The sequence below is a fragment of the Microbispora sp. CA-135349 genome (genome assembly GCF_050947365.1).
In the GTDB taxonomy this organism is placed as follows: domain Bacteria; phylum Actinomycetota; class Actinomycetes; order Streptosporangiales; family Streptosporangiaceae; genus Microbispora.
This window is the reverse complement of record NZ_CP192001.1, coordinates 1,054,646-1,080,255: the sequence shown is the minus strand read 5'-3', so window position 1 is coordinate 1,080,255 and position 25,610 is coordinate 1,054,646. Positions and strand designations below refer to the sequence as shown.

General features: G+C 71.8%; 25 protein-coding genes. 7 read left to right on the top strand and 18 right to left on the bottom strand.

What is annotated here, in order from left to right; translation table 11 throughout:
* The first annotated feature begins 41 nt into the window (after nucleotides 1–41).
* Nucleotides 42–1,649, top strand: a complete 1,608-nt coding sequence (locus tag ACQPZZ_RS05395; RefSeq protein WP_432929516.1) for a DUF2207 domain-containing protein — start codon at nucleotides 42–44, stop codon at nucleotides 1,647–1,649.
* 1 nt (nucleotide 1,650) lies between these two features.
* Here the strand turns inward: ACQPZZ_RS05395 and ACQPZZ_RS05390 are convergent, their stop codons facing one another.
* Nucleotides 1,651–2,271 carry a CGNR zinc finger domain-containing protein gene (locus ACQPZZ_RS05390; protein WP_432929514.1) on the bottom strand — a complete coding sequence of 207 codons (621 nt, stop codon included), beginning with the start codon at nucleotides 2,269–2,271 and terminating at the stop codon, nucleotides 1,651–1,653.
* 85 nt (nucleotides 2,272–2,356) lie between these two features.
* Between ACQPZZ_RS05390 and ACQPZZ_RS05385 the strand changes: the two genes are divergently transcribed.
* The gene (locus tag ACQPZZ_RS05385) at nucleotides 2,357–3,238 is read left to right on the top strand and encodes an alpha/beta fold hydrolase (RefSeq protein WP_432929512.1); all 882 of its coding nucleotides are present in this window, start codon (nucleotides 2,357–2,359) and stop codon (nucleotides 3,236–3,238) included.
* A gap of 26 nt (nucleotides 3,239–3,264) precedes the next feature.
* Here the strand turns inward: ACQPZZ_RS05385 and ACQPZZ_RS05380 are convergent, their stop codons facing one another.
* The gene (locus ACQPZZ_RS05380) at nucleotides 3,265–4,206 is read right to left on the bottom strand and encodes an asparaginase (protein ID WP_432929511.1); all 942 of its coding nucleotides are present in this window, start codon (nucleotides 4,204–4,206) and stop codon (nucleotides 3,265–3,267) included.
* Nucleotides 4,207–4,251: 45 nt separating this feature from the next.
* Between ACQPZZ_RS05380 and dtd the strand changes: the two genes are divergently transcribed.
* Nucleotides 4,252–4,677 (top strand): D-aminoacyl-tRNA deacylase, encoded by a 426-nt coding sequence (gene dtd / locus ACQPZZ_RS05375; RefSeq protein WP_363641939.1) that lies wholly within the window; start codon nucleotides 4,252–4,254, stop codon nucleotides 4,675–4,677.
* A 32-nt stretch (nucleotides 4,678–4,709) separates the two neighbouring features.
* Here the strand turns inward: dtd and ACQPZZ_RS05370 are convergent, their stop codons facing one another.
* The 9 genes from ACQPZZ_RS05370 to ACQPZZ_RS05330 all read right to left on the bottom strand — a co-directional run bounded on the left by ACQPZZ_RS05370 (nucleotide 4,710) and on the right by ACQPZZ_RS05330 (nucleotide 13,168).
* Entirely contained in the window at nucleotides 4,710–5,795 is a 1,086-nt protein-coding gene (locus ACQPZZ_RS05370) for a YgfZ/GcvT domain-containing protein (RefSeq protein WP_432929509.1), read from the bottom strand.
* A gap of 61 nt (nucleotides 5,796–5,856) precedes the next feature.
* The gene (locus ACQPZZ_RS05365) at nucleotides 5,857–7,440 is read right to left on the bottom strand and encodes a SpoIIE family protein phosphatase (RefSeq protein ID WP_432929507.1); all 1,584 of its coding nucleotides are present in this window, start codon (nucleotides 7,438–7,440) and stop codon (nucleotides 5,857–5,859) included.
* Nucleotides 7,437–9,122: an ATP-binding protein gene (locus ACQPZZ_RS05360; protein ID WP_432929506.1), complete on the bottom strand. Its 1,686-nt coding sequence runs from the start codon at nucleotides 9,120–9,122 to the stop codon at nucleotides 7,437–7,439. The genes ACQPZZ_RS05365 and ACQPZZ_RS05360 overlap by 4 nt, the downstream gene beginning before the upstream one ends.
* Nucleotides 9,119–10,114, bottom strand: a complete 996-nt coding sequence (locus ACQPZZ_RS05355) for an ATP-binding protein (protein WP_432929504.1) — start codon at nucleotides 10,112–10,114, stop codon at nucleotides 9,119–9,121. Before ACQPZZ_RS05355 ends, ACQPZZ_RS05360 begins: the two co-directional genes overlap by 4 nt.
* A 41-nt stretch (nucleotides 10,115–10,155) precedes the next feature.
* Nucleotides 10,156–10,557 carry an anti-sigma regulatory factor gene (locus ACQPZZ_RS05350; RefSeq protein WP_432929502.1) on the bottom strand — a complete coding sequence of 134 codons (402 nt, stop codon included), beginning with the start codon at nucleotides 10,555–10,557 and terminating at the stop codon, nucleotides 10,156–10,158.
* Nucleotides 10,554–10,919 carry an STAS domain-containing protein gene (locus ACQPZZ_RS05345; protein ID WP_363641951.1) on the bottom strand — a complete coding sequence of 122 codons (366 nt, stop codon included), beginning with the start codon at nucleotides 10,917–10,919 and terminating at the stop codon, nucleotides 10,554–10,556. Before ACQPZZ_RS05345 ends, ACQPZZ_RS05350 begins: the two co-directional genes overlap by 4 nt.
* Nucleotides 10,919–11,755: an STAS domain-containing protein gene (locus ACQPZZ_RS05340; protein ID WP_432929500.1), complete on the bottom strand. Its 837-nt coding sequence runs from the start codon at nucleotides 11,753–11,755 to the stop codon at nucleotides 10,919–10,921. The genes ACQPZZ_RS05345 and ACQPZZ_RS05340 overlap by 1 nt, the downstream gene beginning before the upstream one ends.
* Before the next feature lie 101 nt (nucleotides 11,756–11,856).
* Nucleotides 11,857–12,267, bottom strand: a complete 411-nt coding sequence (locus tag ACQPZZ_RS05335) for a Fur family transcriptional regulator (protein WP_363641955.1) — start codon at nucleotides 12,265–12,267, stop codon at nucleotides 11,857–11,859.
* Nucleotides 12,268–12,676: 409 nt separating this feature from the next.
* Nucleotides 12,677–13,168, bottom strand: a complete 492-nt coding sequence (locus ACQPZZ_RS05330) for an FABP family protein (RefSeq protein ID WP_346227433.1) — start codon at nucleotides 13,166–13,168, stop codon at nucleotides 12,677–12,679.
* A 224-nt stretch (nucleotides 13,169–13,392) separates the two neighbouring features.
* Here ACQPZZ_RS05330 and ACQPZZ_RS05325 point away from each other — a divergent pair, with 224 nt between their 5' ends.
* Nucleotides 13,393–13,755, top strand: a complete 363-nt coding sequence (locus ACQPZZ_RS05325; protein ID WP_363641959.1) for a DsrE family protein — start codon at nucleotides 13,393–13,395, stop codon at nucleotides 13,753–13,755.
* A 79-nt stretch (nucleotides 13,756–13,834) separates the two neighbouring features.
* Here ACQPZZ_RS05325 and ACQPZZ_RS05320 read toward each other — a convergent pair whose 3' ends face one another.
* From ACQPZZ_RS05320 to ACQPZZ_RS05305, 4 genes are all read right to left on the bottom strand, one after another.
* Nucleotides 13,835–14,542, bottom strand: a complete 708-nt coding sequence (locus ACQPZZ_RS05320; protein WP_432929497.1) for a type 1 glutamine amidotransferase — start codon at nucleotides 14,540–14,542, stop codon at nucleotides 13,835–13,837.
* Complete coding sequence (locus ACQPZZ_RS05315) at nucleotides 14,532–15,806, bottom strand: MurT ligase domain-containing protein (protein ID WP_432929496.1); 1,275 nt, start codon at nucleotides 15,804–15,806, stop codon at nucleotides 14,532–14,534. The genes ACQPZZ_RS05320 and ACQPZZ_RS05315 overlap by 11 nt, the downstream gene beginning before the upstream one ends.
* Before the next feature lie 157 nt (nucleotides 15,807–15,963).
* Complete coding sequence (locus ACQPZZ_RS05310; protein ID WP_432929494.1) at nucleotides 15,964–19,053, bottom strand: ATP-binding protein; 3,090 nt, start codon at nucleotides 19,051–19,053, stop codon at nucleotides 15,964–15,966.
* A gap of 217 nt (nucleotides 19,054–19,270) precedes the next feature.
* Nucleotides 19,271–21,199 (bottom strand): hypothetical protein, encoded by a 1,929-nt coding sequence (locus ACQPZZ_RS05305; protein WP_432929492.1) that lies wholly within the window; start codon nucleotides 21,197–21,199, stop codon nucleotides 19,271–19,273.
* A 144-nt stretch (nucleotides 21,200–21,343) separates the two neighbouring features.
* On the opposite strand from ACQPZZ_RS05305, the gene ACQPZZ_RS05300 reads away from it, so the two are divergent.
* The 3 genes from ACQPZZ_RS05300 to ACQPZZ_RS05290 are packed head-to-tail and all read left to right on the top strand — an operon-like array spanning nucleotide 21,344 to nucleotide 23,588.
* Nucleotides 21,344–22,003 carry a hypothetical protein gene (locus ACQPZZ_RS05300; protein WP_432929490.1) on the top strand — a complete coding sequence of 220 codons (660 nt, stop codon included), beginning with the start codon at nucleotides 21,344–21,346 and terminating at the stop codon, nucleotides 22,001–22,003.
* Nucleotides 22,003–22,680, top strand: a complete 678-nt coding sequence (locus tag ACQPZZ_RS05295) for a DUF4352 domain-containing protein (RefSeq protein WP_432929488.1) — start codon at nucleotides 22,003–22,005, stop codon at nucleotides 22,678–22,680. Before ACQPZZ_RS05300 ends, ACQPZZ_RS05295 begins: the two co-directional genes overlap by 1 nt.
* Entirely contained in the window at nucleotides 22,677–23,588 is a 912-nt protein-coding gene (locus ACQPZZ_RS05290) for a hypothetical protein (RefSeq protein ID WP_432929486.1), read from the top strand. Before ACQPZZ_RS05295 ends, ACQPZZ_RS05290 begins: the two co-directional genes overlap by 4 nt.
* On the opposite strand, the gene ACQPZZ_RS05285 is transcribed toward ACQPZZ_RS05290, so the two are convergent.
* The 3 genes from ACQPZZ_RS05285 to ACQPZZ_RS05275 are packed head-to-tail and all read right to left on the bottom strand — an operon-like array spanning nucleotide 23,542 to nucleotide 25,545.
* Nucleotides 23,542–24,864 (bottom strand): hypothetical protein, encoded by a 1,323-nt coding sequence (locus ACQPZZ_RS05285; protein WP_432929484.1) that lies wholly within the window; start codon nucleotides 24,862–24,864, stop codon nucleotides 23,542–23,544. The genes ACQPZZ_RS05290 and ACQPZZ_RS05285 overlap by 47 nt on opposite strands.
* Before the next feature lie 29 nt (nucleotides 24,865–24,893).
* Nucleotides 24,894–25,328: a type II toxin-antitoxin system VapC family toxin gene (locus ACQPZZ_RS05280; protein ID WP_432929482.1), complete on the bottom strand. Its 435-nt coding sequence runs from the start codon at nucleotides 25,326–25,328 to the stop codon at nucleotides 24,894–24,896.
* Complete coding sequence (locus ACQPZZ_RS05275) at nucleotides 25,318–25,545, bottom strand: AbrB/MazE/SpoVT family DNA-binding domain-containing protein (protein ID WP_169987366.1); 228 nt, start codon at nucleotides 25,543–25,545, stop codon at nucleotides 25,318–25,320. The genes ACQPZZ_RS05280 and ACQPZZ_RS05275 overlap by 11 nt, the downstream gene beginning before the upstream one ends.
* Nucleotides 25,546–25,610: the final 65 nt, after the last annotated feature.

Sequence of the window (25,610 nt, the reverse complement as noted above, 5' to 3'; positions counted from 1 at the left end):
GATCACCGCTTCGGGTAACGGGACCGATAGGGTTGCGGCCCATGGTGGATCTCGCGCGCCGGCTCGGACTGGCGGCACTGCTCGCCGTCCTCGCCGCCTCCCCCGCGCACGCCGCTGCCTCCGTCGCCAAGGCTCCCGTCGCCAAGGACGAGGTGACGATGGAGCTCCGCGAGAACGGCGTGCTCCACGTGAAGGAGACGGTCGCTCCCGCCGGCGAGACGGTGCGGCGCACGCCGCTCACCCGGACCCGCTTCGACGACGGCCACGACCGCGTCTACCGCATCTCGAACGTCAAGGGCGGCTCGTACGACGGGGAGACCCTGACGTTCAAGGGCACGGTGGAGTACGACGTGACCGGCGCCGTGACACCAACGGCATCGGGCGAGGAACTGCGCTGGTTCGCGGTGTCCGGCCCCGTGCAGGACGCGGTCGTCACCGTGACCGGCCCCGGCCGGGTGCAGAACCTGTCGTGCTTCGCGGGTGAGCTCAGCGCGGCCATCGCCTGCACCGGCGCCTCGGTCGAGGAGACCGGCGCCACCTCCACCTTCGAACAGCAGGGCCTCGGGGAGGGCCAGACGCTCACGGTCGTCGTCGGCTATCCGAAGGGGGCGACGGGGGCGCGGCCGATCCTGGAGCGCAGGTTCGAGCTGTCCACCGCGTTCACGGTGAACGCGGTGACCGGCGGCTCTCTGGCGGCGCTGCTGGTGCTGCTGCTGGGCGGTGTGGCGCTGCTGTACTGGACGCGGGGCCGTGACGCCCGCGTGGTCGGCGCCGAGTCCGGCCCGGTCAGCGGCCACCGCGACGGTCGCTTCAGCCCGCCGGACGGCGTGCGTCCCGGGCAGATCGGCACGTTGTTCGACGAGCAGGCCGACGTGGTCGACGTGACCGCGACCATCGTGGACCTCGCCGTGCGCAACTATCTGCGGATCGACGAGCGGCCGCGCCAGACCTACGAGGCCGCGGACTGGTGCCTGGTCAGGCTGCCCGGCGCCCCGATCGGCGAGCTGCTGCCCTACGAGCGCGCCCTCTACGACGCGATCTTCGACGGCCGCGACCGGGTGCTGCTGTCGGAGCTGCACGGGTCGTTCGCCGCCCGCCTGGCCACGGTGCGCGACGCCCTGTATCAGGACGTCGTGGCGCAGGGCTGGTTCGCCCGGCGGCCCGACTCCGTGCGGTCCCGCTGGACCACGATCGGTCTGGTCGCCGTCGCGCTCGGCGTGGTCGCCACCGTCCTGCTCGCCTGGTTCACGACCTACGGCCTGCTGGGGCTCGCCCTGATCATCGCCGGAGCGGCGCTGGCCTTCGGCGCCCAGTACATGCCGGCCAAGACGGCCAAGGGCGCCGCGGCCCTGGCGCACACACTGGGCTTCCGCGAGTATCTCGGCCGGGCGAGCGTCGACGACGTCCCCGCCGGCCACCGCGTGGAGCTGTTCTCCCGCTACCTGCCGTACGCGGTGATCTTCGACAGCGTGGACCGGTGGGCGCGGGTGGTCAGCGCGTTCAACGGCAACGGGCGGCAGACCGACCACCTGTACTGGTATCAGGGTCCGGCCGAGTGGGACCTGTCCAGGTTCGCCGACTCGATGCGGACGTTCGTCATGACCACCTCGGGGGCCATCTCGACCTCCCGCCAGTTCCGTTCCCTATAGGTCATAGGTCCGACTCGGCGGCCTGCGAGTCGAGGGTGCGGCGACGCCGGTAGTGCCGGGCGACGCGGGCCCGGTTGCCGCACCTCGCCGCCGAGCACCAGCGCCTGCGTGGGTGCGCGGGCAGGAACAGCATCACGCAGTCATCGGCCGCGCACTCCCGCACGGTCGTGACCGCCGGGTCGGTCAGCAGTTCGGCGACCGCCTCGGCGAGCACCGCCGCCAGCCGGGCGCCCGGCGGGCCGTCCCTGCGCGCCACGGCGGTCACGGCCGTGCCGTCCCAGGTCAGCGCGCGGACGGCGGGCGCCGCGCGCTGCGCCCGGTTGAGGCCGCGCAGCGCGTCCTCCGGCGGCCGCAGGCCCCGGCGGGCCCGATCGATCGCGGCCGCCGCGTGATCACGCACCTCGTGCACCGCCCGCACCGCCGCCGCGAGGTCGCCGTCCGTGAGCGGCGCATCCCCGCCCTCCGGCAGCGCGCCGGCGAGCCGGCTCTCCTGCAGGGTCAGCCACGCCCGAAGCCCCTCGGCGGTGGCGAGCAGGTCGGCCGGGCCGTCCTGGGTGCGGGGCCGCGTGTTGATCAGGTCGAGGGCGAGCGGCTCCCCGGTCAGCGGAGCGAGATCCGTCATGTGGCTAATGCTATCTCGCGTCGTTGACACATTAGTTGGAGAGACGCTACAACTAATGCATCTTAAGCATTAGGAGGCATTAGTCATGATGTCGATCACCGTTCCGCGCACGCTCCACCGGCACGTCGACGTCGGGGGCGTGCGGGTCTTCTACCGCGAGTCGGTGCCGGACGAGGGCGGCGACGACGCCCCCGTGATGCTGCTGTTGCACGGGTTCCCGTCCGCCTCGCACCAGTTCCGGCGGCTCATCGACGTGCTCGGGGCCCGCTACCGGCTGATCGCGCCCGACTACCCCGGCTTCGGGCACACCGAGGCGCCCGCGGGCTTCGCCTACAGCTTCGACAAGCTGGCCGAGGTGATGGAAGGCTTCGTCGAGCGGCTCGGGCTGACCCGGTTCGTCATGTACGTCTTCGACTTCGGCGCTCCGGTGGGCTTCCGGCTCGCGACGCGGCACCCCGAGTGGATCACCGGTCTGGTCGTGCAGAACGGCAACGCGTACGAGGAGGGGCTGTCGGACGGCGCCCGCGCCTTCATCTCCCTGCGCCCGGACGCCGAGGGCGACGAGGACACGGTGCGCGCCCTGCTGACGCTGGAGTCGACCCGCGGCCAGTACGAGGGCGGCACGGCCGATCCCCGGCTGGTCGCCCCGGACGGCTGGACCCTCGACCAGCACTTCCTCGACCTGCCGGGGCGCAAGGAGGCCCAGGTGGCCCTGGCTTTCGACTACCACACCAACGTTGAGCGGTATCCGCTCTGGCAGTCCTGGCTGCGCGAGCACCGGCCGCCGACGCTGATCACGTGGGGCCGCGACGATCCGTTCTTCCCCGAGCCCGGGGCCCACGCCTACCTGCGTGACCTGCCCGACGCCGAACTACATGTCTTGGGCACCGGCCACTTCGCGCTGGAGGACCGGCTCCCCGAGATCGCCCCGCTGATCGCCGACTTCCTCGACCGCGTCTGGAAGTGATCGGCCGGAGGTGGCCGGCCCGGCGGTCAGGCGGGGCGGACGCGGACCTCGCCGACCGGGACACCGCCGCCGAACAGCGGGGCGGTCGCCAGCCCGGCCAGTTCGGGGGCGTCGATTCCGGCGGCGCGCAGGGCGGCCACGGTGACCGGCACGCGGGCCCGGCCGCCGCCGTCCACGATCTTCACGGCCCCGGCCCTGCCCTCGGCGTCGGCGAAGGCGTCGAACGCCTCCGCGCCCGACTTCACCAGCAGCCCGGGCACGGCCCGCATCAGCACGTTCTCGGCCCGGGTCGTGCCGCTCGTCCACTCGGGGTGCGCGCGCATCGCGTCGGCGACGCGCCGCTCCGGGGTGCCGATCGGGGCGAGCGTGAGACCGCGGAACGCCCGCGCCACCCCCGCCATCGAGACGAAGAACAGCGGCGCGCCGCAGCCGTCCACGCCGGTCGCCGCGACCCGCTCCCCGGTGCGCTCCTCCACCGTGGCCCGGATCGCCCGCTGCAGCGGGTGGCCGGGGTGCCGGTAGTCGTCGACCGGCCAGCCGTTGACCACGCAGGTGGCGAGCATCGCGGCGTGCTTGCCCGAGCAGTTCATGAGGATCCTGCGGGCGTCGCCGTGCTCCCGCAGGACCTGGCGGCGGGCCTGCTCGTCGAGGGGCAGGTCCTCCGGGCAGCGCAGGAAGGTCTCGTCCAGCCCCGCGCCCGCCAGGATCTTCCGCACGCCGTCGATGTGGAAGGGCTCGCCGCTGTGGCTCGCGGCGGCGAGCGCGAGCAGTTCGTTCTCCAGCGGCAGGCCCGCCCGGACCATCGCGAGCGCCTGCAGGGGCTTCATGGCCGAGCGCGGCGACGCGAGACTCGCCGTGTCGCCGCGCACCAGAGCCGGAGCGCCGTCCGCCCCGATCACATGGACGCGTGCCCGGTGCACCGACTCGACGAACCCCGACCGGACCACCTCGACGACCATCTCCGACATAGCGGGCAGTCTATGAAGCGCGCGGACGTGGCAGAATTCGGGGCCATGCGTGCGGTCGTACAGCGGGTCACTTCCGCGTCCGTTGTGGTGGAGGGTCAGGTCGTCGGCGCCGTCGACGAGCCCGGCCTGCTCGTGCTCGTGGGCGTCACCCACACCGACGGGCGGGCCGAGGCCGCCAGGCTCGCCGCCAAGCTGTGGGGACTGCGGATCCTGCACGGCGAGAAGTCGTGCTCCGACATCGGCGCGCCGTTGCTCGTGATCAGTCAGTTCACGTTGTACGGCGACGCCCGCAGGGGCCGCAGGCCCACCTGGCAGGCCGCCGCGCCCGGCCCGGTGGCCGAGCCCCTGGTGGAGGCCGTGGTGGCCGAGCTCAGGGCGCTCGGCGCGCGGGTGGAGACGGGCGTCTTCGGTGCCGACATGAAGGTCACCCTCACCAACGACGGCCCGATCACGCTGGTTCTGGACGTCTGATCCCCGGCGGCGCACCGCCGCCGGGGCTCTCCCTAACGGATGCGGCGGCGCAGGGCGGGGTCGATCTTCACGTTGCGCCCGGCGTCCGGCGGCACCACGACCTCCTGGCTCGCCGCGACGCCGCCCGCCAGCAGGTCGATGTCCACCGGCACCGTACGCTTCACGACCGCGAGGGCGATCGGGCCGAGCTCGTAGTGGCGCGCCGACGAACCCACGAACCCGAGCTGGCCGGGCTCGGCGGAGCCCTCCACGGCGGCCTCCGGCTCGGCCTCGACCGGCGTGCCGACGCCGAGGGTCACCGGGGCGCCGTGCGGCGGCAGCCGGTCCACGCTGCCGTCGAGGTGCAGGAAGACCAGACGGCGGGGCGGGTGACCGAGGTTGTGCACGCGGGCGACCGTCTCCTGCCCCCGGTAGCAGCCCTTGCTCAGATGGACGGCCGCGTCGATCCACCCCACCTCGTGGGGAATCGTCTTGTGGTCGGTCTCGAACCCGAGCCGGGGAACGAAAGCGGCGATGCGCAGCGCCTCGTAGGCCCACAGGCCGGCGGGGCGCAGGCCCAGAGCGTCCGGGAGGCCACCGAGCCGCTCGCGCGGCACGAGCAGGTCGCCGCCCATCGCGACGGCGCCCTCGGGCGACGCCGGCGACCCCGTGCCCGGCCCGGCCGCGTCGGCGCCGGGCACCGGTGCGGGCGGGGCGAGGGAGACCACCGCGTAGTCCGAGGTGACGTCGGCGACCTCGACACGCAGCATGAAACGCATCTTCTCCAGGAAGGCGACCAGCTCGGCGGAGGTGCCCGGCTCCACGTGGGCCCACACGGCCTCGCCGTCGTCGACGAGCGTGAGGTGGTGCTCGACGCGGCCCTGCGGGTCGAGCAGCAAAGTCTGGGTGGGGGCGCCCGGCTGGAGGGTGTCGAGCTTCTGCGAACTCAGGTTGTTGAGCCAGCTCAGCCGGTCGGGCCCGCTGATCCGCACGACTTCGCGGTTGCTCCGGTCGACCAGCGCCCGCCCGCCGGCCAGCGCGCGTTGCTCGGCGTAGGGATCGCCGTAGTGGGCCGCGACCGTCTCGTCCGGTGCCTGCGCGGCCACCGCGCCAGGTGTGTCAAGCAAAGGGCTCCGCATGGTTCCAAGGCTATTCGGTCTCCCGCCGTCGGCATGGCCGCGGCCCGCTCCCTGTGGACAGTCACCCGTATGGCGGCGGCACGCGGCGGAGGGCGACCAGCGCCACGTCGTCCTCGCGGGCGCCGAAGGTGGCGATCAGCCGGTCGCAGAAGCCCTGCAGATCGTCGCCCACGTCCTCGGCCTGCTGACGGGCGATCTCCAGGCTCTCGTCCAGCAGCTTGTCGCGGTCCTCGATCAGGCCGTCGGTGAACAGCAGCACCGTGGCGTCGCCGGGCAGGCGGACGCGGTCCACGCGGTACTGCTCGTCGGCCACGCCGAGCAGCAGATTGCCGAACCCGTGGTATGCCGCGTCCTTCCCCGCCATGAGCGGCGGGATGTGGCCGGCGTTGACGATCTCGGTCTCCCCCGTCGCCGGGTCGATCAGCATCAGGCAGACGGTCGCCGTCATGCCCGGGTGGTAGCGCCGCAGGACCGCGTTGAGCAGGCCCATCGACCGGGCGGGATCGACCTCGTCGATCACCGACGCCCGCAGCGCGTTGCGCAACTCCGCCATCACCGTCGCGGCGTGCAGCGAGTGGCCCTGCACGTCGCCGAGCGCGACCAGCACCCGCTCGCCGAGGGGCAGGACCTCGTAGAAGTCGCCGCCGACCTCGACGTTGTCCACAGCCGGCTGGTAGCGCACGACGATCCGCAGGCCGGGGATCTGGGGGATCCGCTCCGGCAGCAGGCTGCGCTGCAGGGTCAGCGCGATCGTGTGCTCCTCGGCGTACGCGCGGGCCGAGTCGACGGCCAGAGCCAGGGCCTGCCCGAACTGCCGCAGCAGGCTCAGCTCGTCGCCGTCGAGCGAGGCCTCGGTCTCCACGCCCAGGTAGGCGGGCGGCCTGCCGTGTTTCGTACGGCACAGCACGCCCGCCAACCGGTTCCGCACGTCGCTGTCGGGGACGACCGTCTCCCAGGTGTGCCTGTCCACCTCGAAGGTCTGCACGCCGGCCGCGTCCCCGAGAGACAGATCACTCAGCCGCAGCAGGGTGTCGGGGTGGACGGGCCGGGCCACCGCCTTCTCGCCGGGCCGGGCGGCGTACCGCCGCAGCTTTCCGTCCGGAGTAATCGCCAGCGCCCGCGCGTACCGACCCAGCAGGCGCGAACCCCCCTCCGCCGCGACGGACAGCAGCCGGTCGAAGTCCTCCGCCTCGTTCATCCCGAGGGTGATCTCGGCGAGGAGGCCGAGCCGCTCGGCCATCCGCTCGGCCCGCTGACGGGCCCGGTAGTACCGCAGCATCGCCTGCACGGTCGCGGCGAACTCGTCGGGCTGGATCGGCTCGGACAGGTACGCGTCGGCGCCCCGCTCCAGGCCCTCGGCGCGGTCGGCCGCGGAGACCGCGTTGCCGGACACCTGGATGACCGGGATCGACGCGCTCGCCGGATTCGCCTTGATCGTCTCGCAGACCTGGATGCCGTCCAGGTCCGGCATGCGTACGTCGAGGACGACCAGATCGGGCCGCAGCCGGGCGACGAGGGCCAGCGCCTCCTCGCCGCCGCCCGCCTCGACCACCCGATGGCCGGCCCGGCGCAGCCAGCTGGCCAGGATGTAGCGCTTGGTGGGCACGTCGTCCACCACCAGCACGGTCGCCACGGCGTCGCTCATCCGGCCTCACCACCGCCCTCGGCCACGACCGCCTCCCTGATGGTCTCCACCAGCTGGTCACGGCGCAGCCCCTGCTTGCACAGCACCCGGTGCCGATGGTCCTCCGGCTGCATGGGGGCGACCGACACGACGACGAGCGGAACCCTGCGCAGCCGCTCGTCCTCGGCCATCCGCTGCATGAGGAGGTTGCCGTCCAGCCGGGGCATGAACAGGTCGACCAGGACCACGTCCGGCACCCGTTCCCGCATGCGGTCGAGGGCCTCCGCACCGTCGGCGGCCTCGTCCACCTCGGCGGCGTAGCCGAAAAGCATCTGCCTGGCCAGCGTGCGGAAGTCCGCGTCGTCGTCGGCCACCAGCACGCGGCCGACCTCCGGCGCGCCCACGCGGTGCGGCAGGCGGAGCGTGACGGTCGTGCCCTCGCCCACCGCGCTGGCCAGCTCGATCGTGCCGCCGAGCGCCTCGGCCAGCCTCCTGGCGTACGGCAGGCCGAGCCCGGTGCCCTTCGACCTGAGCTGGAGCGGCCCGGGCACCTGGAAGAACTCCTCGAAGACGCGCTGCCGGTGCTCCTCGGGAATGCCGACGCCGGTGTCGGAGACGGTGAAGGCGACCTCGGCCGTGGCGGGCTCGACCGCGACCGTCAGCCGCACCTCGCCCCGCTCGGTGAACTTCAGCGCGTTGGACAGCAGGTTGCGCAGAATCCGGGTCAGCATGATCTCGTCGACGAACACCTCGCCGACATCGTCGGCCACCTCGACGACCAGCGCGACCTCGTCGGCCCGGTCCGCGCTGGCCAGCATCAGGCGCAGCCGCTCGGCCAGATCGGCCACGTCCACCAGCGACGGCTGGGGATCGAGCCGGCCGGACTCGGCCTTGGCCAGGTCGAGCAGCTCTCCCACGAGGGCCAGCAGTGTCTCGGCGCTGCCGCCGATCAGCTCGACCTGGTGCTTCTGTTCCCCGGTGAGCGGCTCGCCTCCCGGCCCGAGCAGCAGCCGCACCAGCCCGATGATCGAGGTCAGCGGCAGCCGCAGCTCGTGGCTCACGCTGGCCCAGAACCGCTGCCGGGCCTCGGCCGCCTGGCGGAGCTGCGACGACTTCTCGTCCAGCTCGGCGTACAACGCGACGACGCCGCGGTTGGTCTCCTCGAGCTCGGCGGACAGCTGGTTGTACAGCGCCATGACGCCCTGGTTGGTCTCGGCCAGCTCGGCGTTGAGCCGCAGCACCTCCTCCAGCGTCGTGGCGAGCTCCTGGTTCTGCTCGCGCAGCTCCTCCATCGCCGTGCTGGGCGCGAGCCGGGCCACCCCGTCGCGTACGGTCTCCGGCGACCGGCGGTGCCGATGCCCGGGTATCCGCTTCACCAGCGTCACCCGTCCCTCGCCCTCGGCGAGGGCCACCTCGTCCACCAGTCGTCCGGCGAGCATGAGCCCCTCGCTCGGCCGCAGGTCGCCGCCGTCCGGGTAGTCCACGGTGACGATCAGCCGATCGTTGCCGAGGGTGAAGGAGACGCGGCCCTCGGCGCCGAGGGCCAGCACCTCCCGGCCGATCTCGCTGAGCGCCGTCGCCACCCTGACCTGGTCCTGCGCCTCCAGGCCGACCAGCTCGGCGATCTGCCGGCCAAGCCGCCGTACCGCGAAGACGTCCTGGTCCCTGCGGAGGTCGGCGCGCGCGAGCGGGTCACCGGTCATGGTCTCTGCCTCACCGCCACCACGCACGCGTCGTCTCTGCGGCTGCCGGCCTCGCGCAGCAGGGTCGCGCCGACGACGGCCGGGGAGTGCGCGAACAGGCCGGGGAAGGCGGCGGGGTCCCACCGGTCGGTGAGACCGTCAGAATGCAACACCACGGTGGCGTGCCGCGGCAGCGGATATTCGTACTGCCGCGGGTGCCTGCCCTGGTGTCCGGCGATGCCGGGCTGCGAGATCATCCCCTGTCTGCCCTCGGCGTGCGCGATCCAGCCCGAGACGTTCCCCAGGCCGGCGAACCACACGGTCTCCCGCTCGACCCTGGCCACCGCGGCCGCGCCGCCCCTGGTGTGGCTCAGCCCCCGGTGCACGCGTTCGAGCACGGCGGCGGGCGGGGCGTCGGGATCGTCCAGGAAGATCCGTACGGCTTCGCGGGACGCGTGCGCGGCGGCGCCGCCGTGGCCGAGCCCGTCGCAGAGCAGAACGGTGATCGCGGTGCCGGTGTCGACGAAGGCGAAGGAGTCGCCGCAGACGCTCTCCTCGCCGATCGGCCGGCGCATCCCGCTGACCCGCAGCGGCGGGCCGGGCGCCCCGTCGGCGGTGAAGTGCATGACCAGCACGGTGCCGCGGCCGGGCATGCTGTGCACGTCCCATCCGGAGGCCATCCTGGCGATGGCGCCCATGCCGATGCCGAGCGTTCCGGCGGTCGAGTAGCCGTCTCGCAGCGCGCGGGCGAGGTCGGCGATCCCGGGTCCCCTGTCGACGGCCACGAGTTCGACGGTGCCCGCCCGCTCCACGTGGGGGCGCAGCAGGACGACGCCGTCGACGGCGTGCTTGACCAGGTTCGAGACGGCCTCCGTGACCGCGACCGCCACCTGGCCCGTACGGTTCTCCCCGAACCCGGCGGCCGCCGCGAGGGCCACGGCGGACCTGCGCACCGCGCCGATCACGCTCGGATCCGCCGTACGAATCCAGACGTCCTCATGCCGGCTCCTCACCGCGATGTCACCGCACTCATCTGGTCACCGTGCTCATCTGGTCACCGTGCCCACTTGGTCACCGTCACCGTCGTGCCCTCGCCGGGTGCGGAGACCAGGTCGAACTCGTCCATGAGCCGGCGCGACCCGCTCAGCCCGAGGCCGAGACCGCCGCCGGTGCTCCAGCCCTCGGTCAGCGCCTGTTCGACGTCGGGGATACCCGGGCCGTTGTCGGTGAAGACCAGCCGCAGGCCGGATCGCGGGCCGTTGGTGACCACCTCGATCCGGACCCGGCCGCCGCCCGCGTGGACGAGGGCGTTCCTGGCGAGCTCGCTGGCCGCTGTCACGATCTTCGTCTGGTCGACCAGGGACAGGCCGATCTCGGCCGCGGCGGTCCTGACCTGCTGGCGCACCAGCACGACGTCACCGTTGGTGGTGATGGGCAGCTCCGGCGGCCCGCTCACCCCGCGGCGCCCCTGACATGCTCCAGCATGGCGACGCCCTTCTCCAGGTTGAGTGCGGTGCGCACCCCGCCGAGCGACAGTCCCAGCTCCACCAGCGTGATCGCCACGGCGGGACGCATGCCGACCACCACGGTCTCGGCGTCGAGCATGCGCGTCATGGCGGCGATGGTGGACAGCATCCGGCCGATGAAGGAGTCGACGATCTCCACGGCGGTGATGTCGATGATGACCCCGCGCGCCCCGGTGGCCACGACCCGGTCCGCCAGGTCCTCCTGCAGGGCCAGGACGCTCTGGTCGTCGAGGTCGATCTGGATCGAGACGATCAGGATGTCGCCGAGCTTGAGGACCGGCACGCGCTCCATCAGACGCGCTCCGCCCGGACCGCGATCCGCGTCCCCGTCGTGTTCTCGATCTCGACGCCGCTGCGTCTGAGCGCGTACGCCAGCGCGTCGGCGAGCGACGCCTTGGTGACGATGTCGCCGAACTCGATGCCGAGCGTGACGATCGTGTGCGCGATCTGCGGGCGGATGCCGGAGATCACGCATTCCGCGCCCATCAGCCGGGCGGCGACGACGGTCTTGAGCAGGTGCTGGGCGACCTGCGTGTCGACCGCGGGGACGCCGGTGATGTCGATCACGGCGTGCTCGGAGCCGGTGTCCACCAGGGTTTCCAGCAGCTTCTCCATGACCACCTGCGTGCGGGCCGAGTCGAGGGTGCCGACGAGCGGCACCGCGACGATGCCCTCCCACAGCTTCACCACCGGCGTCGACAGCTCGAGCAGTTGCTCGGCCTGGTCCAGGATGATCTTCTCGCGGGCGGCGGTGTAGGTCTCGAAGGTGTACAGGCCGAGGTCGTCGATGAGACGGGAGAACCACACGAAGCCGCGCAGCGCCTCTGCCTGCCCGTCGGCCTCGATCAGCTCGTACACCGCCTCCTTGAGCGAGAACACGGCCCGCGCGGTCTCGGAGGGCGTGTAGCCCTGTCTGGCCCGTGCGCGGGACACCTCGGCGAGCAGGCCGCGCACGTCCGTGAGGTCGCGCTGCTCGCTCCCGAGCGCGGCGCGCAGCGCCTGGTGCAGGTCCCGGAGCTCGTCCCCGGGCATCCCGGAGAGCCGGGCCCACCGCTCGAGCAGCGATTTCTCCTGCGACATGAAGAGGTCGATTATCCGCCGCCTGGCGGCGTCCGTGTCTACGGTCACGGCTACTCCTGACAGACAGCGACGCCGAGACTCAATGCAAAACTACCCGTACGTCGCATCCCGCCCCAAACGGGGGCAGGTCTAGATCATCTGCCGGGAGCTCAGCGGCAGTTCCGGCACTGACCGAAGACCGTGAGATGACGCACGTCGGTGGCGAAGCCCAGCTCGGTGTCGAGGGCGGAGACCAGACCGTCGACCAGCGCGGGGGCCACCTCGGTCACCTCTCCGCATCCCCGGCAGACGAGGTGGACGTGATCCGCCTCAGAGGCGAGATGGTACGTCGGAGCGCCGTGCCCGAGATGGGTGTGCGTGACGAGGCCGAGCTCCTCCAGCAGTTCGAGGGTCCGGTAGACGGTCGAGATGTTGATTCCCCGAGCCGTCTCCTGCACACGGGAACAGATGTCTTCGGGAGTGGCGTGCCCGAGCTGGCTGACCGCCTCGAGCACCAGCTGCCGCTGGGGGGTGATCCGGTAACCGCGGGCGCGCAGCTCCTCGTGCCAAGTCTCGGCCATGCCCAGAGTTTAGGTCGTGCGCGACTGATCGCGCCCTTCTCCGCGTGGCCGGGCGAGGCATCGCCGCGGCCGTCGCAGGAGCGGTGGGAAGTTCGCCGGATTAATCGTTTGCCCGCGCTCGTGCCGCTCGCATAGCGTGAAGGCACGCAGAAGGGAGGTGGTCCAAACAATGGTTGATCATTCTTGGGCTAGCGAGGTGGCTGTCCGCTAGGACTCGTCCATCTGGACCCTCCGTCTGGATGTCGTACGACGTCCCGGCGAATCCTCGACAGACACCGGAACCCCGGGCAGCCGGCGGCCGCGGACGATTCCGTCCCGGCCATGGTCCAGCCGGCCCGCCTCTTCAGGAGGCGGAGCGCGCCCGGGGTTCTTTCTTTTTCCGCACTGTTCCTCGACGTCGCCGACGTCTCTATTCCTCGAAGTCGCCGACCCGCTTGAGCTCCGCCGAGGCGTGCGACTGCAGCGGGTGCCCCATCGCCGACATGTCGTAGGCGTACATGAGATTGCCGTTGACCAGGCCGTAGAGCCGGTGGCCCGCGTTGTACTCCTTGGCCGTCGTGGTCCGCGCGACCACGTCCGTTCGCAGCTCGATCTTGTGGAAGACGACCTCCCCCACGTAGATCTCCACGATGCCGGTGGGATGCGCGAGGCACACCTCGATCTGGCGCTCGGGCTGGATCCGCCAGAACCCCGTCTCCGTGGACAGAGGCCGGACCTTGGCGCCCTCGGCGTCGAGCAGCCATGTGCGGCTCTGATAGGTCAGGAACGGCTTCCCGTTGTGTCCGAAGACGATTTCCTGGCCGAAGTTGGCGCTCTCCATGGTGGGATAGCCGATCACCCCGGCGCCCTCCCAGCGGCCCAGGAGGAAGGCGATCGGCTCGAGGTCGGGATGTACGTCCATGATGACGAGCTTAGAGGCGCGCGAGCGGCCCCTCGGACGACAACGGCTCACGCCGACTGCCCGACGCGTACGGCTGTGGGCGGGGCGGGAACGCGGCGAGGCGCCGGCTGGGCGACCGCAGTAGGCTTGGAAAGATCACGGGACGCTGCCAGTGCCGCGATCGCCCGGATTCGCCGGGCGGAGCGGCACGCGACGGGGCGGGAACCGGCGGAAGGGGCATCGGCATGGCACGATCACTGGTCATCAAGGTGACGGCCGGGGCGGACGCCCCGGAACGCTGCAACCAGGCGTTCACGGTCGCGGCGGCCGCGCTGGCGAGCGGTGTCCCGGTTTCGCTGTGGCTGACGGGCGAGTCCTCGTGGTTCGCGCTGCCGGGGCGGGCCAAGGAGTTCACCCTGGCCGAGGCCGCGCCGCTGGAGGACATGCTCGACGCCGTGCTCGCCGCGGGCAGGGTCACCCTGTGCACGCAGTGCGCCGCCCGCAGGAACATCACCGTGGACGACGTGATCGACGGCGTGCGCATCGCCGGGGCCCCCACCTTCGTGGAGGAGGTCCTGGGCGAGGGCGTGCAGGCGCTCGTCTACTGACCTCCGCGCACGGTCGCGCCCGCCCGCCGGGGCCGGGCGCGACCGGGAACCGCGTCAGCCGGGCGCGACCGGAACCGCGTCAGCCGGGCAGCACGGCGCGCAGGCGTTCGTCGCGCAGCGCCTGATACCAGCTGTCGTCGATCGGCGGCAGCGGCCCGGTCACCCAGCTCAGCAGGAGGTCGGCCAGCGCGGGGTTGCGGGCGAGCGCGGGCCCGTGCAGGTAGGTGCCGATGACACGTCCCGCGTAGCAGCCCTCCGTGCCGTCACCGTTGCCGGTGCCGACGACGGTCCGCGACAGCGGGCGCACCCCCGGCCCCAGCCTGGTCACGCCCATGTGGTTCTCGAATCCCGTCAGCATGGGCAGCCCCAGCGCGGGGTCGACCTCGCCGGCCAGCTCGCCGACGGCGCGCCGCTCACCCCGCCCCGAGCTGATGTCCAGCAGGCCGATGCCGGGCACCGGCTGCCCCTCATCGCCGCCGAACACCGTGCCCATGATCTGATAGCCGGCGCAGACCGCCAGCAGGGCCGCGCCGCGCTGGATCGCGGCGTGCAGGCCGCCGTCGCGGCGCAGCCGCTCGGCCCCGAGGATCTGCGGCCGGTCCTCGCCGCCGCCGATCAGGTAGACGTCGCCCTGCTGCGGCACGGGATCGGACGAGCGCACGTGAACGGTGCGGGTCGGGATGCCCCGGGCACGCGCCCGCTGCTCCAGCACCAGGACGTTCCCCTGGTCGCCGTACGTGCTGAGAAGGTCGGGATAAATCCAGACAATGGACAATTCAGACTGCACGGCCGAACTCCGCTCGGATCTGCTGGAACGCGGTGTAGTTGGCGATCACGTCGATCTTGCCGGGCGCCAGCGCCGTCACCGCCTGCTCGAACGACTCGCACAGCTGGAAGGGCACCCCGGCCACGGCCAGCCGCAACGCCAGGTCAAGCCGGCGCTCGCCGGTAACGAAGACGGGCCTGCCGCGCAGGATGCGATAGTCGACGTCCCACAGCCAGGAGGTGTCGCGGCCGTCCGGTCCCTGCGCGTTCACCGACAAGATGATCGGCAGCGCCGGGTCGGCGACGTCGAACGCCTCCAGCCAGCCGGCCGGGTTCTTGGCCAGCAGCAGCCGCAGCGAGCGGCCGTCCCGCTCGACGGTCGTGTAACGCCCGGCGACGGAGGTGACCGCGCGCAGCCGGGGCAGCGCCCGGGCCGGGTCGAGCCCGAGCGTCTCGGCGACCGCCAGCGCGACGGCGGCGTTCGCCCGGTTGGCCTGGCCGGGAAGCTGCAGGTCCAGGCGCCAGTGCTGCCCGCGCGGGTCGGTCACGTACTCCCCGTCGAGCAGCCAGCTCGGCTGGGGCCTGCGGAAGGTGCACTCACGGCACGCCCAGTTGGTGTCGGCCACCTGGGCCGGGGTCAGCCCCTGACCGCCGTTGCCGAACCCGGCGCGGTCGAGCGGGCCGCCGCACTCGGGGCAGCACCAGGAGTCCTCCCGCCAGCGCTGCCCGGCCGCCACCCAGGTGACCCGGGCGGCGGTCGACGCGCCCCAGGTGACCAGTGGGTCGTCGCAGTTGGCGATCACGTGGACGGGCTTGCCGGCGAGCGCGCGCCGCCACTTCTGGGCCAGCAGCCAGATCTCGGCGGCCCGGTCCATCTGGTCGCGGCTCAGGTTCATGAGGCAGACGATGCCGGCGGCGGTGGTGTCGAGAACCTCGGGGAGGTACTTCTCGTCGACCTCGAGCACGCCGTACGGCGCGTCCTTGTTGGAGGCGAGCGCCGACACGTGCCCGGCGGGCATGTTGGCGCCGAACGCGTTCGTCGCCACGTCGCCGAGCTCCTGCAGCGCCGAGGTGATCAGACGCGTCGTCGTGGTCTTGCCGTTCGTGGCGCTGACCAGGACGAGCTTGCGGTCGGCCGCGAGCTTGCGCAGCAGGTCGGGCTCCAGCATGAGGCCGACCCTGCCGCCGATCACCGAGCCGTCGCCACGCCCGGTGGCCCTGGACAGCGTCGCGGCCGTGCGGCCGAGGGCGCTGGCGAGCTGCGCCCGCAACGGAAGCTGACTCATGACGCGATCCTAATGCCCCTCCTCAGGAGGGCGATTCCGCGCAACTGCACGATCACGTACGGCTTTCGCCCAGGCAGACGGGGCACCGCCGCGGTTTGTGCATGATCACGGAAGGTTCGGCCCCAGGTCAGGGGCCATGCGTACGACAACCACACGATCACGCGTCGAAGGTGATCTCGGCGGGGGCGTCGCCGTCGAAGGGCAGCACGAAGCGGTGCGGCCAGGACAGCACGGTCTCCAGCCAGCCCGCGCTCATCGTCTGGGCCACGTACTTGACCCGCTCGCGCGGCTCGACCCCGATGGCGACCGTCGTCACGTCGCGCTGGATGCCCTCGTGCTCGTCGTCGCCCAGGATGACCCGCCACGCCAGCGCGCGGTTGCGGTCCACCTCCATCGACAGCGGGTGGTGGCGCAGCGCCTTGGCGCGGTGACCGAGCAGCTCGGTGCGCACGCCGACCGCGACCCCGCCCTCCGCCGGCGCGGCGCCGTTGACCCCCTGGTGCGGGTACGGCCGGCCGGCGGGGTCGGTGCCGAACAGCGGATACTCCATCGCCGGCGCGGGGCTGCGCAGGTTGGGCGCGGCATGCCCGAACGGGAACAACCTGTCGACCTCGTGCAGCCAGCGGACCTGCGGGATCACCCAGGCCGCGCCCGGCCGCTCGCCCGCCCGCATCGGCGGCTCGCTCTCCGCGCCGTCCGCCTGACCGGCCGCCAGCAGCCCGGCGGCGACCTCGGCGGCCTTCTCGGTGAGCAGCGCCGGGTCGAACCACGTCCGCAGCGACCAGGCGCGGCGCGACACCGACCGCTCGACCAGCGTGGCCAGCAGGCACTCGCGCCGCTTGGCCGGCAGCTCCGCCCAGATGTCGGCGAGCACGCGCGGCACGCCCGGCAGCGACCGGTTCGTCACGAACGCCAGCACGACCGTGTCGGTCCAGATCCGCAGCCAGGCCCACTCCGGTGCCACCGCGAGCAGGTCCGCCTCGCGCAGCTCGACCAGCGTGCACGCCTTGCCCGTACGGCACTCGCGCCCGCAGGCGGCCGAGCGGCGCCCGCAGATGGGCGGCACCGGGCCGAGCGTCTCGCGCTCGCGGTCCTCGCCCAGCGGCACCAGGATGCGCAGCGGCCGGTCCATGCCGTCGGCGAACACCGCGGCGTACCCCGGCTGGAGAGACACCACCTGGCGAGACTGGTCCTCGCTCAGGTTCATCGCCGCGCCGACGAGCGCGCGGTCGTCCTCGGCCGGGAGCCGGTGCACGACCTTGAGCGCGGTGTTCTTCACCACGTCGGAGACGAGCTTGGTCGGGATCTGCTCGGCCACGATGATGCCCTCGCCGTACGCCCTGATCTCGGCGAGCATCCCGGCCAGCAACTCGACGGCGTGCGTGGAGGCCCGCTGGGAGCCCCGGTCGCGCAGCAGCCGGTGGGCCTCCTCGATGACGATGACGTGCCGCAGGCCGCCCGCGCCGTCCTCGCCCCGCGGTTCGGAGCGGGCGCGCATCCGCAGGTGCTCGACGATGCGGATGATGAGCGTGCCCATGAGGAACGCCTTGTCCTCGTCGTTGGCGACGTCCTCGATCGCGAGCACCACGTTGCGCTGGAGCAGGCCGCCGATGTCGGCCGGGTGGCCGCCCTCGAAGAACCGGCCCGCGCTGCCGACGCGCAGGCTGCGCAGCCGCAGGCTGATGAAGCCCTCCACGTCGGCCTGGACCTCGTTGCCGTACCCGATCTCCTGGATGACCTCCAGCGCGTGCTGCTGGAGCTGCTCCAGGGTCGGTACGGCCGGCTGCACGGCGGCCCCCGGGATCCCGCCTCCGGTGACCACGTCCCAGCCGTTGGCCTCGTAGACACGCTGCAACGCCAGCGACATGATCTGCGGGAACGGCTCCTCGGCGTCGAACGCCGCCATGAACAGCGCCCTGACCATGTCGATGTGGGCCTGCACGGGATAGCCGGGCTCGGGCGCGAGCGGGTTGATGCTGATCGGCACGTTGTCGGGCGCCGAGGGGTTGATGACGGTCAGCGGCGCCAGGTGCTCGACCCGGCCGGCCATCGCGGCGTACTCCGACTTGGCCGGCTCGATGGCCAGCCACGGGATGCCCGCCTTGGTGAGCTGTTCGAGCAGGTGACGCACGGTCTGCGACTTGCCCGAGCCGGTGGCGCCGGTGACGAAGGCGTGACGGTTCAGCGTGGCCAGCGGCACCCGGAACGTTCCGACGGCGCGGTCCTGCCCGTCGACGATCGCGCCGAGGTCGACGGTCTCCGCCGAGCCCTCGACCTCGGCCTCGCTGGTCACGTCGAAGAAGCCCGCGTCGAGCACCCGGACCCCCGGCACCTCACGGCGCGGCAGCCCGGCGAGCGCGGCGAGCGCCCCGGCCGTCGCCGCGAACGGCGCGGCCGCGCCGTCGGCCGAGTCCTGCAGGTTGACGGCCAGCGCCTCGCCGAAGCCGTACACGGACTCACAGGTGCCGTCACCGCTGAGGGCGGGCAGCGACATCGCGCTGCGCAGCCGGTAGGGGTGGTGGCTCATCTCCACCGAGCCGACCAGCACCGGCGCGATCTGGCGCAGCTCGTCGGGGCCGGCCGCACCGGCGAGCACCCGGACGTTCCACAGCCCGGCCTCGCGGAAGGCGTCCAGCTCCTGCATCCTGCGCTCGGCCCGCTCGGCGTCGAAGCGCGACCGCTCGGAGGCGTCGCCGTACTGGCGCAGCACGTTGAGCTGGGTGCGCAGGTGGGCCACCTCGGCGTCGAGCAGGTCGGTCGGCTCGGCGACCACCACCCACGCGAACGGCCGGGACATGAGCGTGACCAGCGTCGACTCGAACAAGGTGGGCCGCTTGGTCTCGTCGGGCTCCGGCTCGCGCCTGCCGTACAGCGGCGGGGCCTGACGGCCGGGGCACGGCGTCCAGACGAGGTCGGCGAGATCGGCCAGCCACTCGTCGCCGATCTCCACGCCGCGCGCGCCGCCGGGGAACAGCAGCGGCTGCGGGCCGGTGACCGGCGGTTCGGGCGTGGTCGCCGCCCGCTTCGGCGGCTTCGGCGGCGTGAGCGGTCCCGCGTTCGTGATGAGCTCCAGCGGCGCACCCGAACCCCGCGACAGCCAGCCGATGACGAACGGCCGGTTGCGCTGCGCGGCGGACAGGACCGCGGGGAGCACCGCGACGAAGTCCCACTCCGCGGACGAACTACGCGATGGGGCGGTGATCGCCTGAATCCGGTACCACGGCCCGCTCAGGGGAAACGGCTGCATCAGACCCCTCAGGTGACGACGAACAGGGGAGAGACTCTTTCAACGATCACGCCCGCACACCCCGGTTGACGATGCCCTTACCCGCAACGGACGGTGTCATGGCCGCCTGCGGCGTTGGGACGCGGTCATGACCGCCTGCGCCAGTCGAGGCGGGGCGGCGGGGGTCCCACCGGTGGGAAAACACAGCGGGGAACGTCGGGCAGCGCACCCGGCACGCTCATGACCGCCTGCGCCAGTCGAGACGGGGCGGCGGGGGTCCGAGGTTGGGAGGAACGTCGGGCAGCGCGGTCTCCTCCGGCTCCGGCTCAGGCTCGGGCCTCCTGGGCGCCAGGGCGGCCCGGCGGATCTCCTCGAACTCCCCCAGCGTCGTCTTGGGAAAGGTGAGTATCGCGGGGTTCGCGTCCGCGAGGCGCACCTGGCGTCCCTCCGCCGTCGAGTAGGTGATGATCACGGAGGTCGTGGGAAGCTGCTGGAGCTGGTGCGGCTCGACCAGGAACTCCCGTGACCGCTGCAGGACCCCGTCGGCGACCGTGGGCGCGCGCCGCCCCCACTCGGTCGACTCGGTGATGTCCTCCCGCAGGTCGCCCTCGCCCTTCTCCTCCCCCTCCGTACGGCTCTCGCCGACGGTGGAGGTGTAGAAGCCGCTGGGTCCGTTGACCGCCGAGCTGAACGTCTCGGTGAGCTGGGCGAGCTCCAGGCGGTGTTCGGTGCCGACATGCTCGCTGGCCACCCGGGCGTCCTCGGCGTTGCCCAGGCGCATGAACGCCACCGCCGCGTGCCCCCGGCCGAGCCGCTCCCGCACCGTCGGGGTGAGGCTGCGATAGGTCAGCACGAGCCCGGTGCGCGAGGTCTCGCAGGCGTCCATGAGCCGGTCGAGCACGTCGCCGCGCAGTTTGTCCGCGCCCGCCACGATGATCGTGTGATACCAGGGCCGCTCGCTGGCCGGCGACTGGCGCAGGATGTGCGTGAGCGCGGTCGCGACGTACGTCCCGAGCACCCGGTTGCCGAAGACCCCCGCCTGCCGGTCCATGCTGACCACCCGCAGCCGCGCGGGCGGCAGCCGTACGGCCTCGGAGCCGAGCGTCTCCAGCTTGCGCAGCTGGGATTCCAGCGCCCACGCCCGCTCGATGACCACACGGTCGGCCACGCCCCGGCCGAACAGCGTGCCGATGCGTTCGAGCTGCGACGCCGTGAGCAGGCCGCACCTCATGTCGTCGCGCGGGTCGCCCACCTGCGCGAGCGCCCGCAGGGCGGCGGTGACCTGGCTGATAGTCGCGTTCTCGCCGAGGACCTCCAGCACGCGCTCCAGGATCGCGTTGTCGAAGCCGATGTCCCTGCTGGTCTCCTCGCTGACGCTCACCACGTGGGCGAGCACGTCGGCGAACGCCTCGGGCTTGAGCGTGGCGCCCAGGTCGAGCCGGGGCAGGTCCACCGGGAGCACCCAGACGAGCGGATCGTCCCCGCCCCGGCGCGCCAGCTCGATCAGGTCCTTGGCGATCGCGCCCTCCGACAGGTCGAGCACGGTCAGGTGGCCGCCGCTGTAGAGGCGGGTCGCGCCGATCAGCGTCACCAGCGCCGACCAGCCGGTCAGCGTGCCCCCCGCCACGTCGACCCGGTCGATCTCGTCGGGCACCGCCACGGCGTACCAGGTGATCTGCTGGTCGAAGCGGCTCTTCTTCTCGGCCCAGTCGCGATATTTCGCGGCGTGCTCCTCCTGGGCCGTGACGATCTCCCGCTGCCGGCGCTCCTGCTCCCGCAGCGCCTTGCGGCGGCGCTCGTCGAGCCGCTCGTTGACCGTACGGTCGCCCTGCCGGATGGCGTAGGTGCAGATGGCGGCCACGCCGCCCGCCGCGACCAGGCCGAGCATCACGAACGACCAGGTGAGCAGGCCGGTCACACCCAGGACCAGGATCCCCGCGGCCACCACGGCCATGAACGTACGGAAGATCTTGACCGGGCGGTTGAGCAGGTCCTTCTGGAGCCGCTCCCGGTGGACCCACTCGGTGTCCACCGCGGGCTCGGTGACGTCCTCCCTGGCCGGTCGCTTCGGCGGCGGCCCGGGATCCGGGTACAGCAGCGCGTACTGCCAGCCCAGGTAGATCCGGTCCGCCTGCAACTGGGCATGCTCGGGGTGCGGGTCGCCCACGGGCCCTCCATGTCCGCCTCCGTCACAGCGTAGGAGCTGGAAGCCCTGTCAGCGCGGGCTTCTCGCCATTCGGACGCATTTCCGCACGGGGGACGAACCATTGCGACCAATGGGGCAAGTGAGGTCGTACTACCATCGCTTGCCATGACGTCATCCCCCAATGGCGCCCGCCGACGACGCCCGGTCCTCGTCCCGGTCGCCTCCGCGCTGGCTGTGGTGGGCATCGGCGTCACCGCCGCGTTCGGCGGTTTCACGGAAGCACCGGAGAAGCCCCCGCCCACGGCCTCGCCGGGGGAGACGATCGACCAGGGGCAGTTCCGCACCCAGTTCATCAAGGCGATCGACACCACCGAGCAGGGCGACTTCGGCACCACGAAGCGCTATCTGGAGCTCGTCCTCAAGGTCACCAACATGGGCAAGGAGACCGCCTCGGTCGGCATCATGCCCGAGCCGGGCAAGGGCTTCCGCCAGAGCACGACCTTCGCCAGCTCGCTGCTGCGGACGCGCCCGGAGATCAAGACCAAGTACGGCCCCCAGGTCTCGGTGTTCAGTCTCGGCGTCGAGAGCCGGCAGCTGCATCCCGGGATCACCACCACGGTCGTGGTGAAGTACGAGCTCGAGCCCACCGCGGCCGCGCCGCCGGAGATCAGTCTCGATGTGGGCTCGTTCGAGTACCAGAAGATCGGCTTGCGCGACCAGACCCACTACTGGATGCTCGCGGGCGAGCGCGAGGACGACAAGGGCGCCTTCGAGCCTGAGGTGGCCGCGCGGATCACCCTTCCCGTACGGAAGGAGAGCGCCTGATGGCGGTCACTCAGGCGGAGAGCCGCACGGCGCGGCGCGCTGCGCGGGAGAAGCGGCCACGGCGCGGCGTAGGGCGGCGTATCGCGGCCGGCGCGGCGGGGATCGTGCTCGCGGCGGCAGCGGTCTACGTACAGCAGAACTTCTCGATGTCCTTCGAGCAGCGCACCTCCTACCTGACCTACAAGGGCCGGATCGGCGAGACGGTGGAGACCAAACGCTTCAGCGTGAAGGTCCTGTCGGTCGCGGCGGCCCATGCCGTGGACACCACGGACTACTCCAACAAGGTGACCAAGGTGGCCACGGGCAACCTGTTCCTGCTGGTCGACGTCTCGGCGACGAGCACGCGCGAGCCCATGCGGCTGAGCGAGTCGAGCCCTCCCCTGCTCCTGACGGCGGACGGCCGGCGCTACAGCCCGACGGACAAGGTCAACACCGCGCTGACGCTGTTCAACAAGTACATCCAGCCGGGATTCTGGTCCAGCGGACTACTCGTCTTCGAGGTGCCGAAAGACGCGGTGCCGGGCGCCGGCCTCGTCTTCATCCCTCCCAACAACGCGTTCGTCCACGACGCCTACGCGCCCGAGGCGCAGATCGACCTGGGCCTGTCCGGCACCGCCGCCGACCGGCTGATCTCGCAGGCGGAGGACTACCACTCACTCGTGAGCGTGAGCCGATGACCGAGACGCCCATGGACGGAACCCCGCCGAGGAACGACCCGGACGCGCGTGACTGGTTCGCTCCCCCGGCCGAGCAGCCCCCCGACTTCACGGACATCACCTACAGCGGGCCGGTTCCCCCGCCCATGCCGACGGCGCCGCCGTCGGTGCCCATCCCCGGCACGCTGGCGCCGCCGAGGGACCTGCGCGTGTGGCCGCCCCTGGAGCCGGAGGAGCAGGACAGGTCCACCCAGCCGTTCCCCGCCCTCCGGACGAACCGGCAACCCCCGCCCGCGGCGCCGGCGCTCCCTCCCCTGCCGCGGGAGGCGGCCCCGGAGCCGCCCGCCGACGTGCCCGCGGCGCCCGCACGGCGGAAGGGCCTGCTGGTGGGCGGAGCCGTGCTGTCCGTGGTGCTCGCCGTCGGCGCCCCCACGCTGTTCGGTTATCAGGCGTTCAGGTACGGCAGGCCGGACTACACGGTGCACATCGTGCCGCGTGGCCAGGCGGGCGTCTGGCAGCACGTGTCGTGGCGGGTCACCGTGGAGAAGACCGAAGACCCCAACGGCAAGCCGGAGCGGTCCGACCGTCAATGGCTGAAGGTCGTGGCCACCAGAACCGCCCTCGACGCCGAAGGCGCCATGCGCCATGGGCAGCCGGCAGAGGTCAAGTTCACCGACCGGGCCGGGCGCACGTGGCAGGTGGAGAGGGTGAGCGACGAAACGCCACCCGACGTCAAGGACAACAAGATCGGCACGCCGTACCGGATCGAGATGATGGGGGTGGTCCCGCCTCCCGTGGCCGACGAGGTCGAGGTCACCCTCCGTCCGAGCGGCTACCGGGACGTGCCCGATCAGTCCGCCGAGGACTTCATGAAGGATGCCTTCACCTCGACGGAGAAAGACGATCACGTTCTCCGGTTCCGCCGGTGAGCCTGCGGCGAGTCGCGGCGATGTCGAAGGTGGCGGCGATCAGGCACATCGTCACCAGGGTCACGACCAGGTCCACCACGTAGGCGAGCGGCTCACCGGTCGCGAACCACAGGTAGGGCTCCTCGCTCGCGGTGAGGTAGCGGCCCGCCCTGAGCAGATAGTCGCCGCCGATGTGCAGGCCGACGTAGCAGAGGGCGAACAGCCCGAACAGCGGGGCGCCCCCGTGCACCGTCAGGCGCAGGGAGTTGAGCAGCGGGATCCAGCGGGCGGTCCAGCCGGCGCTCAGCTTGGCGAGCGCGAGGCGCGTCCAGTTGTGGGTGCGCTCCAGGTGGACCGCCGCCTGCTCCAGGGGGGTTCCTCTGATCGTGGTGCGGGTGTCCTCCGCGTACGCGCCGTAGACGAGGATGCCGACGGTCAGCCACACGAGCGGGACGGCGAGGGCGTCGATCACGTGCGGCCAGACCTCACCCAGCCACTCCGAGACCTGTTTCCATCCCGGGACGTTCTCCTCGGCACCGGCCGCGAAGTCGTGCCAGGCGGCGACGGCCGACCGGTGGCCGATCCAGTCGGAACGTGCTCCCACGGCGGCGGCGACCGCGTTGAGCCCGTAGAACGCGAACGCGAGCTCCCCGAACGTGGCCAGCATGCCCGTGAAACGGCCCTCTCTCTCCTCGTGGCGGCGGCCGAAGTACCACTTCACCACGTAGGCGACCACCATCGCCCCCAGGGAGACCTTCGGGTCGAGGTCGAGCAGCCCGCGCGCGACCCCGCTGTTGTCGCCGCTGAAGGCGTCCACCACGAGCCGGTCCGGCTGCCGCAGGATGTCGATGTCGGCGAACTCCCGGGCGTCGTCGGCGACGAACCCCCAGCTCGTGTAGATGCCGGCGAAGACGAGAGCGGTCCGGTTGAGGGCGTTCGGCAGGCTCTCCTTGGCCTCGCCGCCCGCGCGTCTGGCCCGGGTCTCCAGCAGCGCCTCGCGGACGACGTACAGCATGCCCACGGTCGTGGCGAGGGACGTCATCACGACGAGTGTGAACAGGAACATCACCAGGACGAGGCGAGCCTGGTACCACGAGCCGTGCGAGACGGTCGCGGCCAGCAGGAGCAGCGCCCAGCGCACCAGCCGTCCGGCCGAGAACCAGAGGATCAGCGGGAGGGCGCACTTCGCGAGGATCCGCAGGGCGTTCAGCGGCAGCGCGTACGGCGACAGCGTCCAGGAGGCCCGGCGCGGCGCGGCATCCTGGCGGGGGGCGGCAAGTGCGGGCGTTCCGGACACCTGCCGCATGTTATCGGCTCCCGCCCTCCCTACGGTGCGATGAGCTCGACTGTGGGGAAGTAGGTCCGATACCGGGCGGTGTCCCGGGTGAGCAGCCGGTATTTCCGCACGGCAGCGTGCGCGCCGATGAAGAAGTCGGGCAGCGGCGACCTTTTCCCGCCACCGCGCCTGCGATAGGCGAGAAAGGCCTTGCCGGCCAGGAAAGCCGCCTCGAAGGGAACGTCCTCACGCTCGTAGTCCTCGGGCGGCAACGCCTCGTCGAGGCTCTCGATGCTCTCGTAGCCGACCGACACCTCGGAGTACACGACCGGATTGACGATCAGCCGTCCTCCGTCCAGCACCCGAGCCAGGGCGTCGGCGGACCAGGCCCCCCATTTGGGATCATCGGTGGCGACGTCGAGCAGAACGCAGGAATCCACGAGAGTGACCTGCTCGCGGACGACACGCAAGGTGTTACTCGTCACGCAGCAGTCCCATGATCTCGTCGGTGGTCATGGACGTCGTCGCGCTGCCCCGGAGTCGCTGCGCGGCCCGCTGCCCCCGCGTGCTGCTGCTCTCCCGGCGCACGATCCGCAAGGTGTTGCCCACTTCGATCACGTCGACCTCGTCGCCGGGGTGCAGGCCGTACTTCTCGCGGATCTCGGCGGGAATGGTTACCTGTCCCTTGCTGTTCAGTCGCATCGCGCTCGCCCCCATCACGTATTACATGTAGCACGTAATACTAGCTGTCCACAGGAAAACGCAGA

Coding starts and splice junctions, on each gene's coding strand:
- ACQPZZ_RS05395 (WP_432929516.1), top strand. CDS start 42: ATGGTGGATCTCGCGCGCCGGCTCGGACTGGCGGCACTGCTCGCCGTC.
- ACQPZZ_RS05390 (WP_432929514.1), bottom strand. CDS start 2,271: ATGACGGATCTCGCTCCGCTGACCGGGGAGCCGCTCGCCCTCGACCTG.
- ACQPZZ_RS05385 (WP_432929512.1), top strand. CDS start 2,357: ATGATGTCGATCACCGTTCCGCGCACGCTCCACCGGCACGTCGACGTC.
- ACQPZZ_RS05380 (WP_432929511.1), bottom strand. CDS start 4,206: ATGTCGGAGATGGTCGTCGAGGTGGTCCGGTCGGGGTTCGTCGAGTCG.
- dtd (WP_363641939.1), top strand. CDS start 4,252: ATGCGTGCGGTCGTACAGCGGGTCACTTCCGCGTCCGTTGTGGTGGAG.
- ACQPZZ_RS05370 (WP_432929509.1), bottom strand. CDS start 5,795: ATGCGGAGCCCTTTGCTTGACACACCTGGCGCGGTGGCCGCGCAGGCA.
- ACQPZZ_RS05365 (WP_432929507.1), bottom strand. CDS start 7,440: ATGAGCGACGCCGTGGCGACCGTGCTGGTGGTGGACGACGTGCCCACC.
- ACQPZZ_RS05360 (WP_432929506.1), bottom strand. CDS start 9,122: ATGACCGGTGACCCGCTCGCGCGCGCCGACCTCCGCAGGGACCAGGAC.
- ACQPZZ_RS05345 (WP_363641951.1), bottom strand. CDS start 10,919: ATGGAGCGCGTGCCGGTCCTCAAGCTCGGCGACATCCTGATCGTCTCG.
- ACQPZZ_RS05335 (WP_363641955.1), bottom strand. CDS start 12,267: ATGGCCGAGACTTGGCACGAGGAGCTGCGCGCCCGCGGTTACCGGATC.
- ACQPZZ_RS05330 (WP_346227433.1), bottom strand. CDS start 13,168: ATGGACGTACATCCCGACCTCGAGCCGATCGCCTTCCTCCTGGGCCGC.
- ACQPZZ_RS05325 (WP_363641959.1), top strand. CDS start 13,393: ATGGCACGATCACTGGTCATCAAGGTGACGGCCGGGGCGGACGCCCCG.
- ACQPZZ_RS05315 (WP_432929496.1), bottom strand. CDS start 15,806: ATGAGTCAGCTTCCGTTGCGGGCGCAGCTCGCCAGCGCCCTCGGCCGC.
- ACQPZZ_RS05310 (WP_432929494.1), bottom strand. CDS start 19,053: ATGCAGCCGTTTCCCCTGAGCGGGCCGTGGTACCGGATTCAGGCGATC.
- ACQPZZ_RS05300 (WP_432929490.1), top strand. CDS start 21,344: ATGACGTCATCCCCCAATGGCGCCCGCCGACGACGCCCGGTCCTCGTC.
- ACQPZZ_RS05295 (WP_432929488.1), top strand. CDS start 22,003: ATGGCGGTCACTCAGGCGGAGAGCCGCACGGCGCGGCGCGCTGCGCGG.
- ACQPZZ_RS05290 (WP_432929486.1), top strand. CDS start 22,677: ATGACCGAGACGCCCATGGACGGAACCCCGCCGAGGAACGACCCGGAC.
- ACQPZZ_RS05275 (WP_169987366.1), bottom strand. CDS start 25,545: ATGCGACTGAACAGCAAGGGACAGGTAACCATTCCCGCCGAGATCCGC.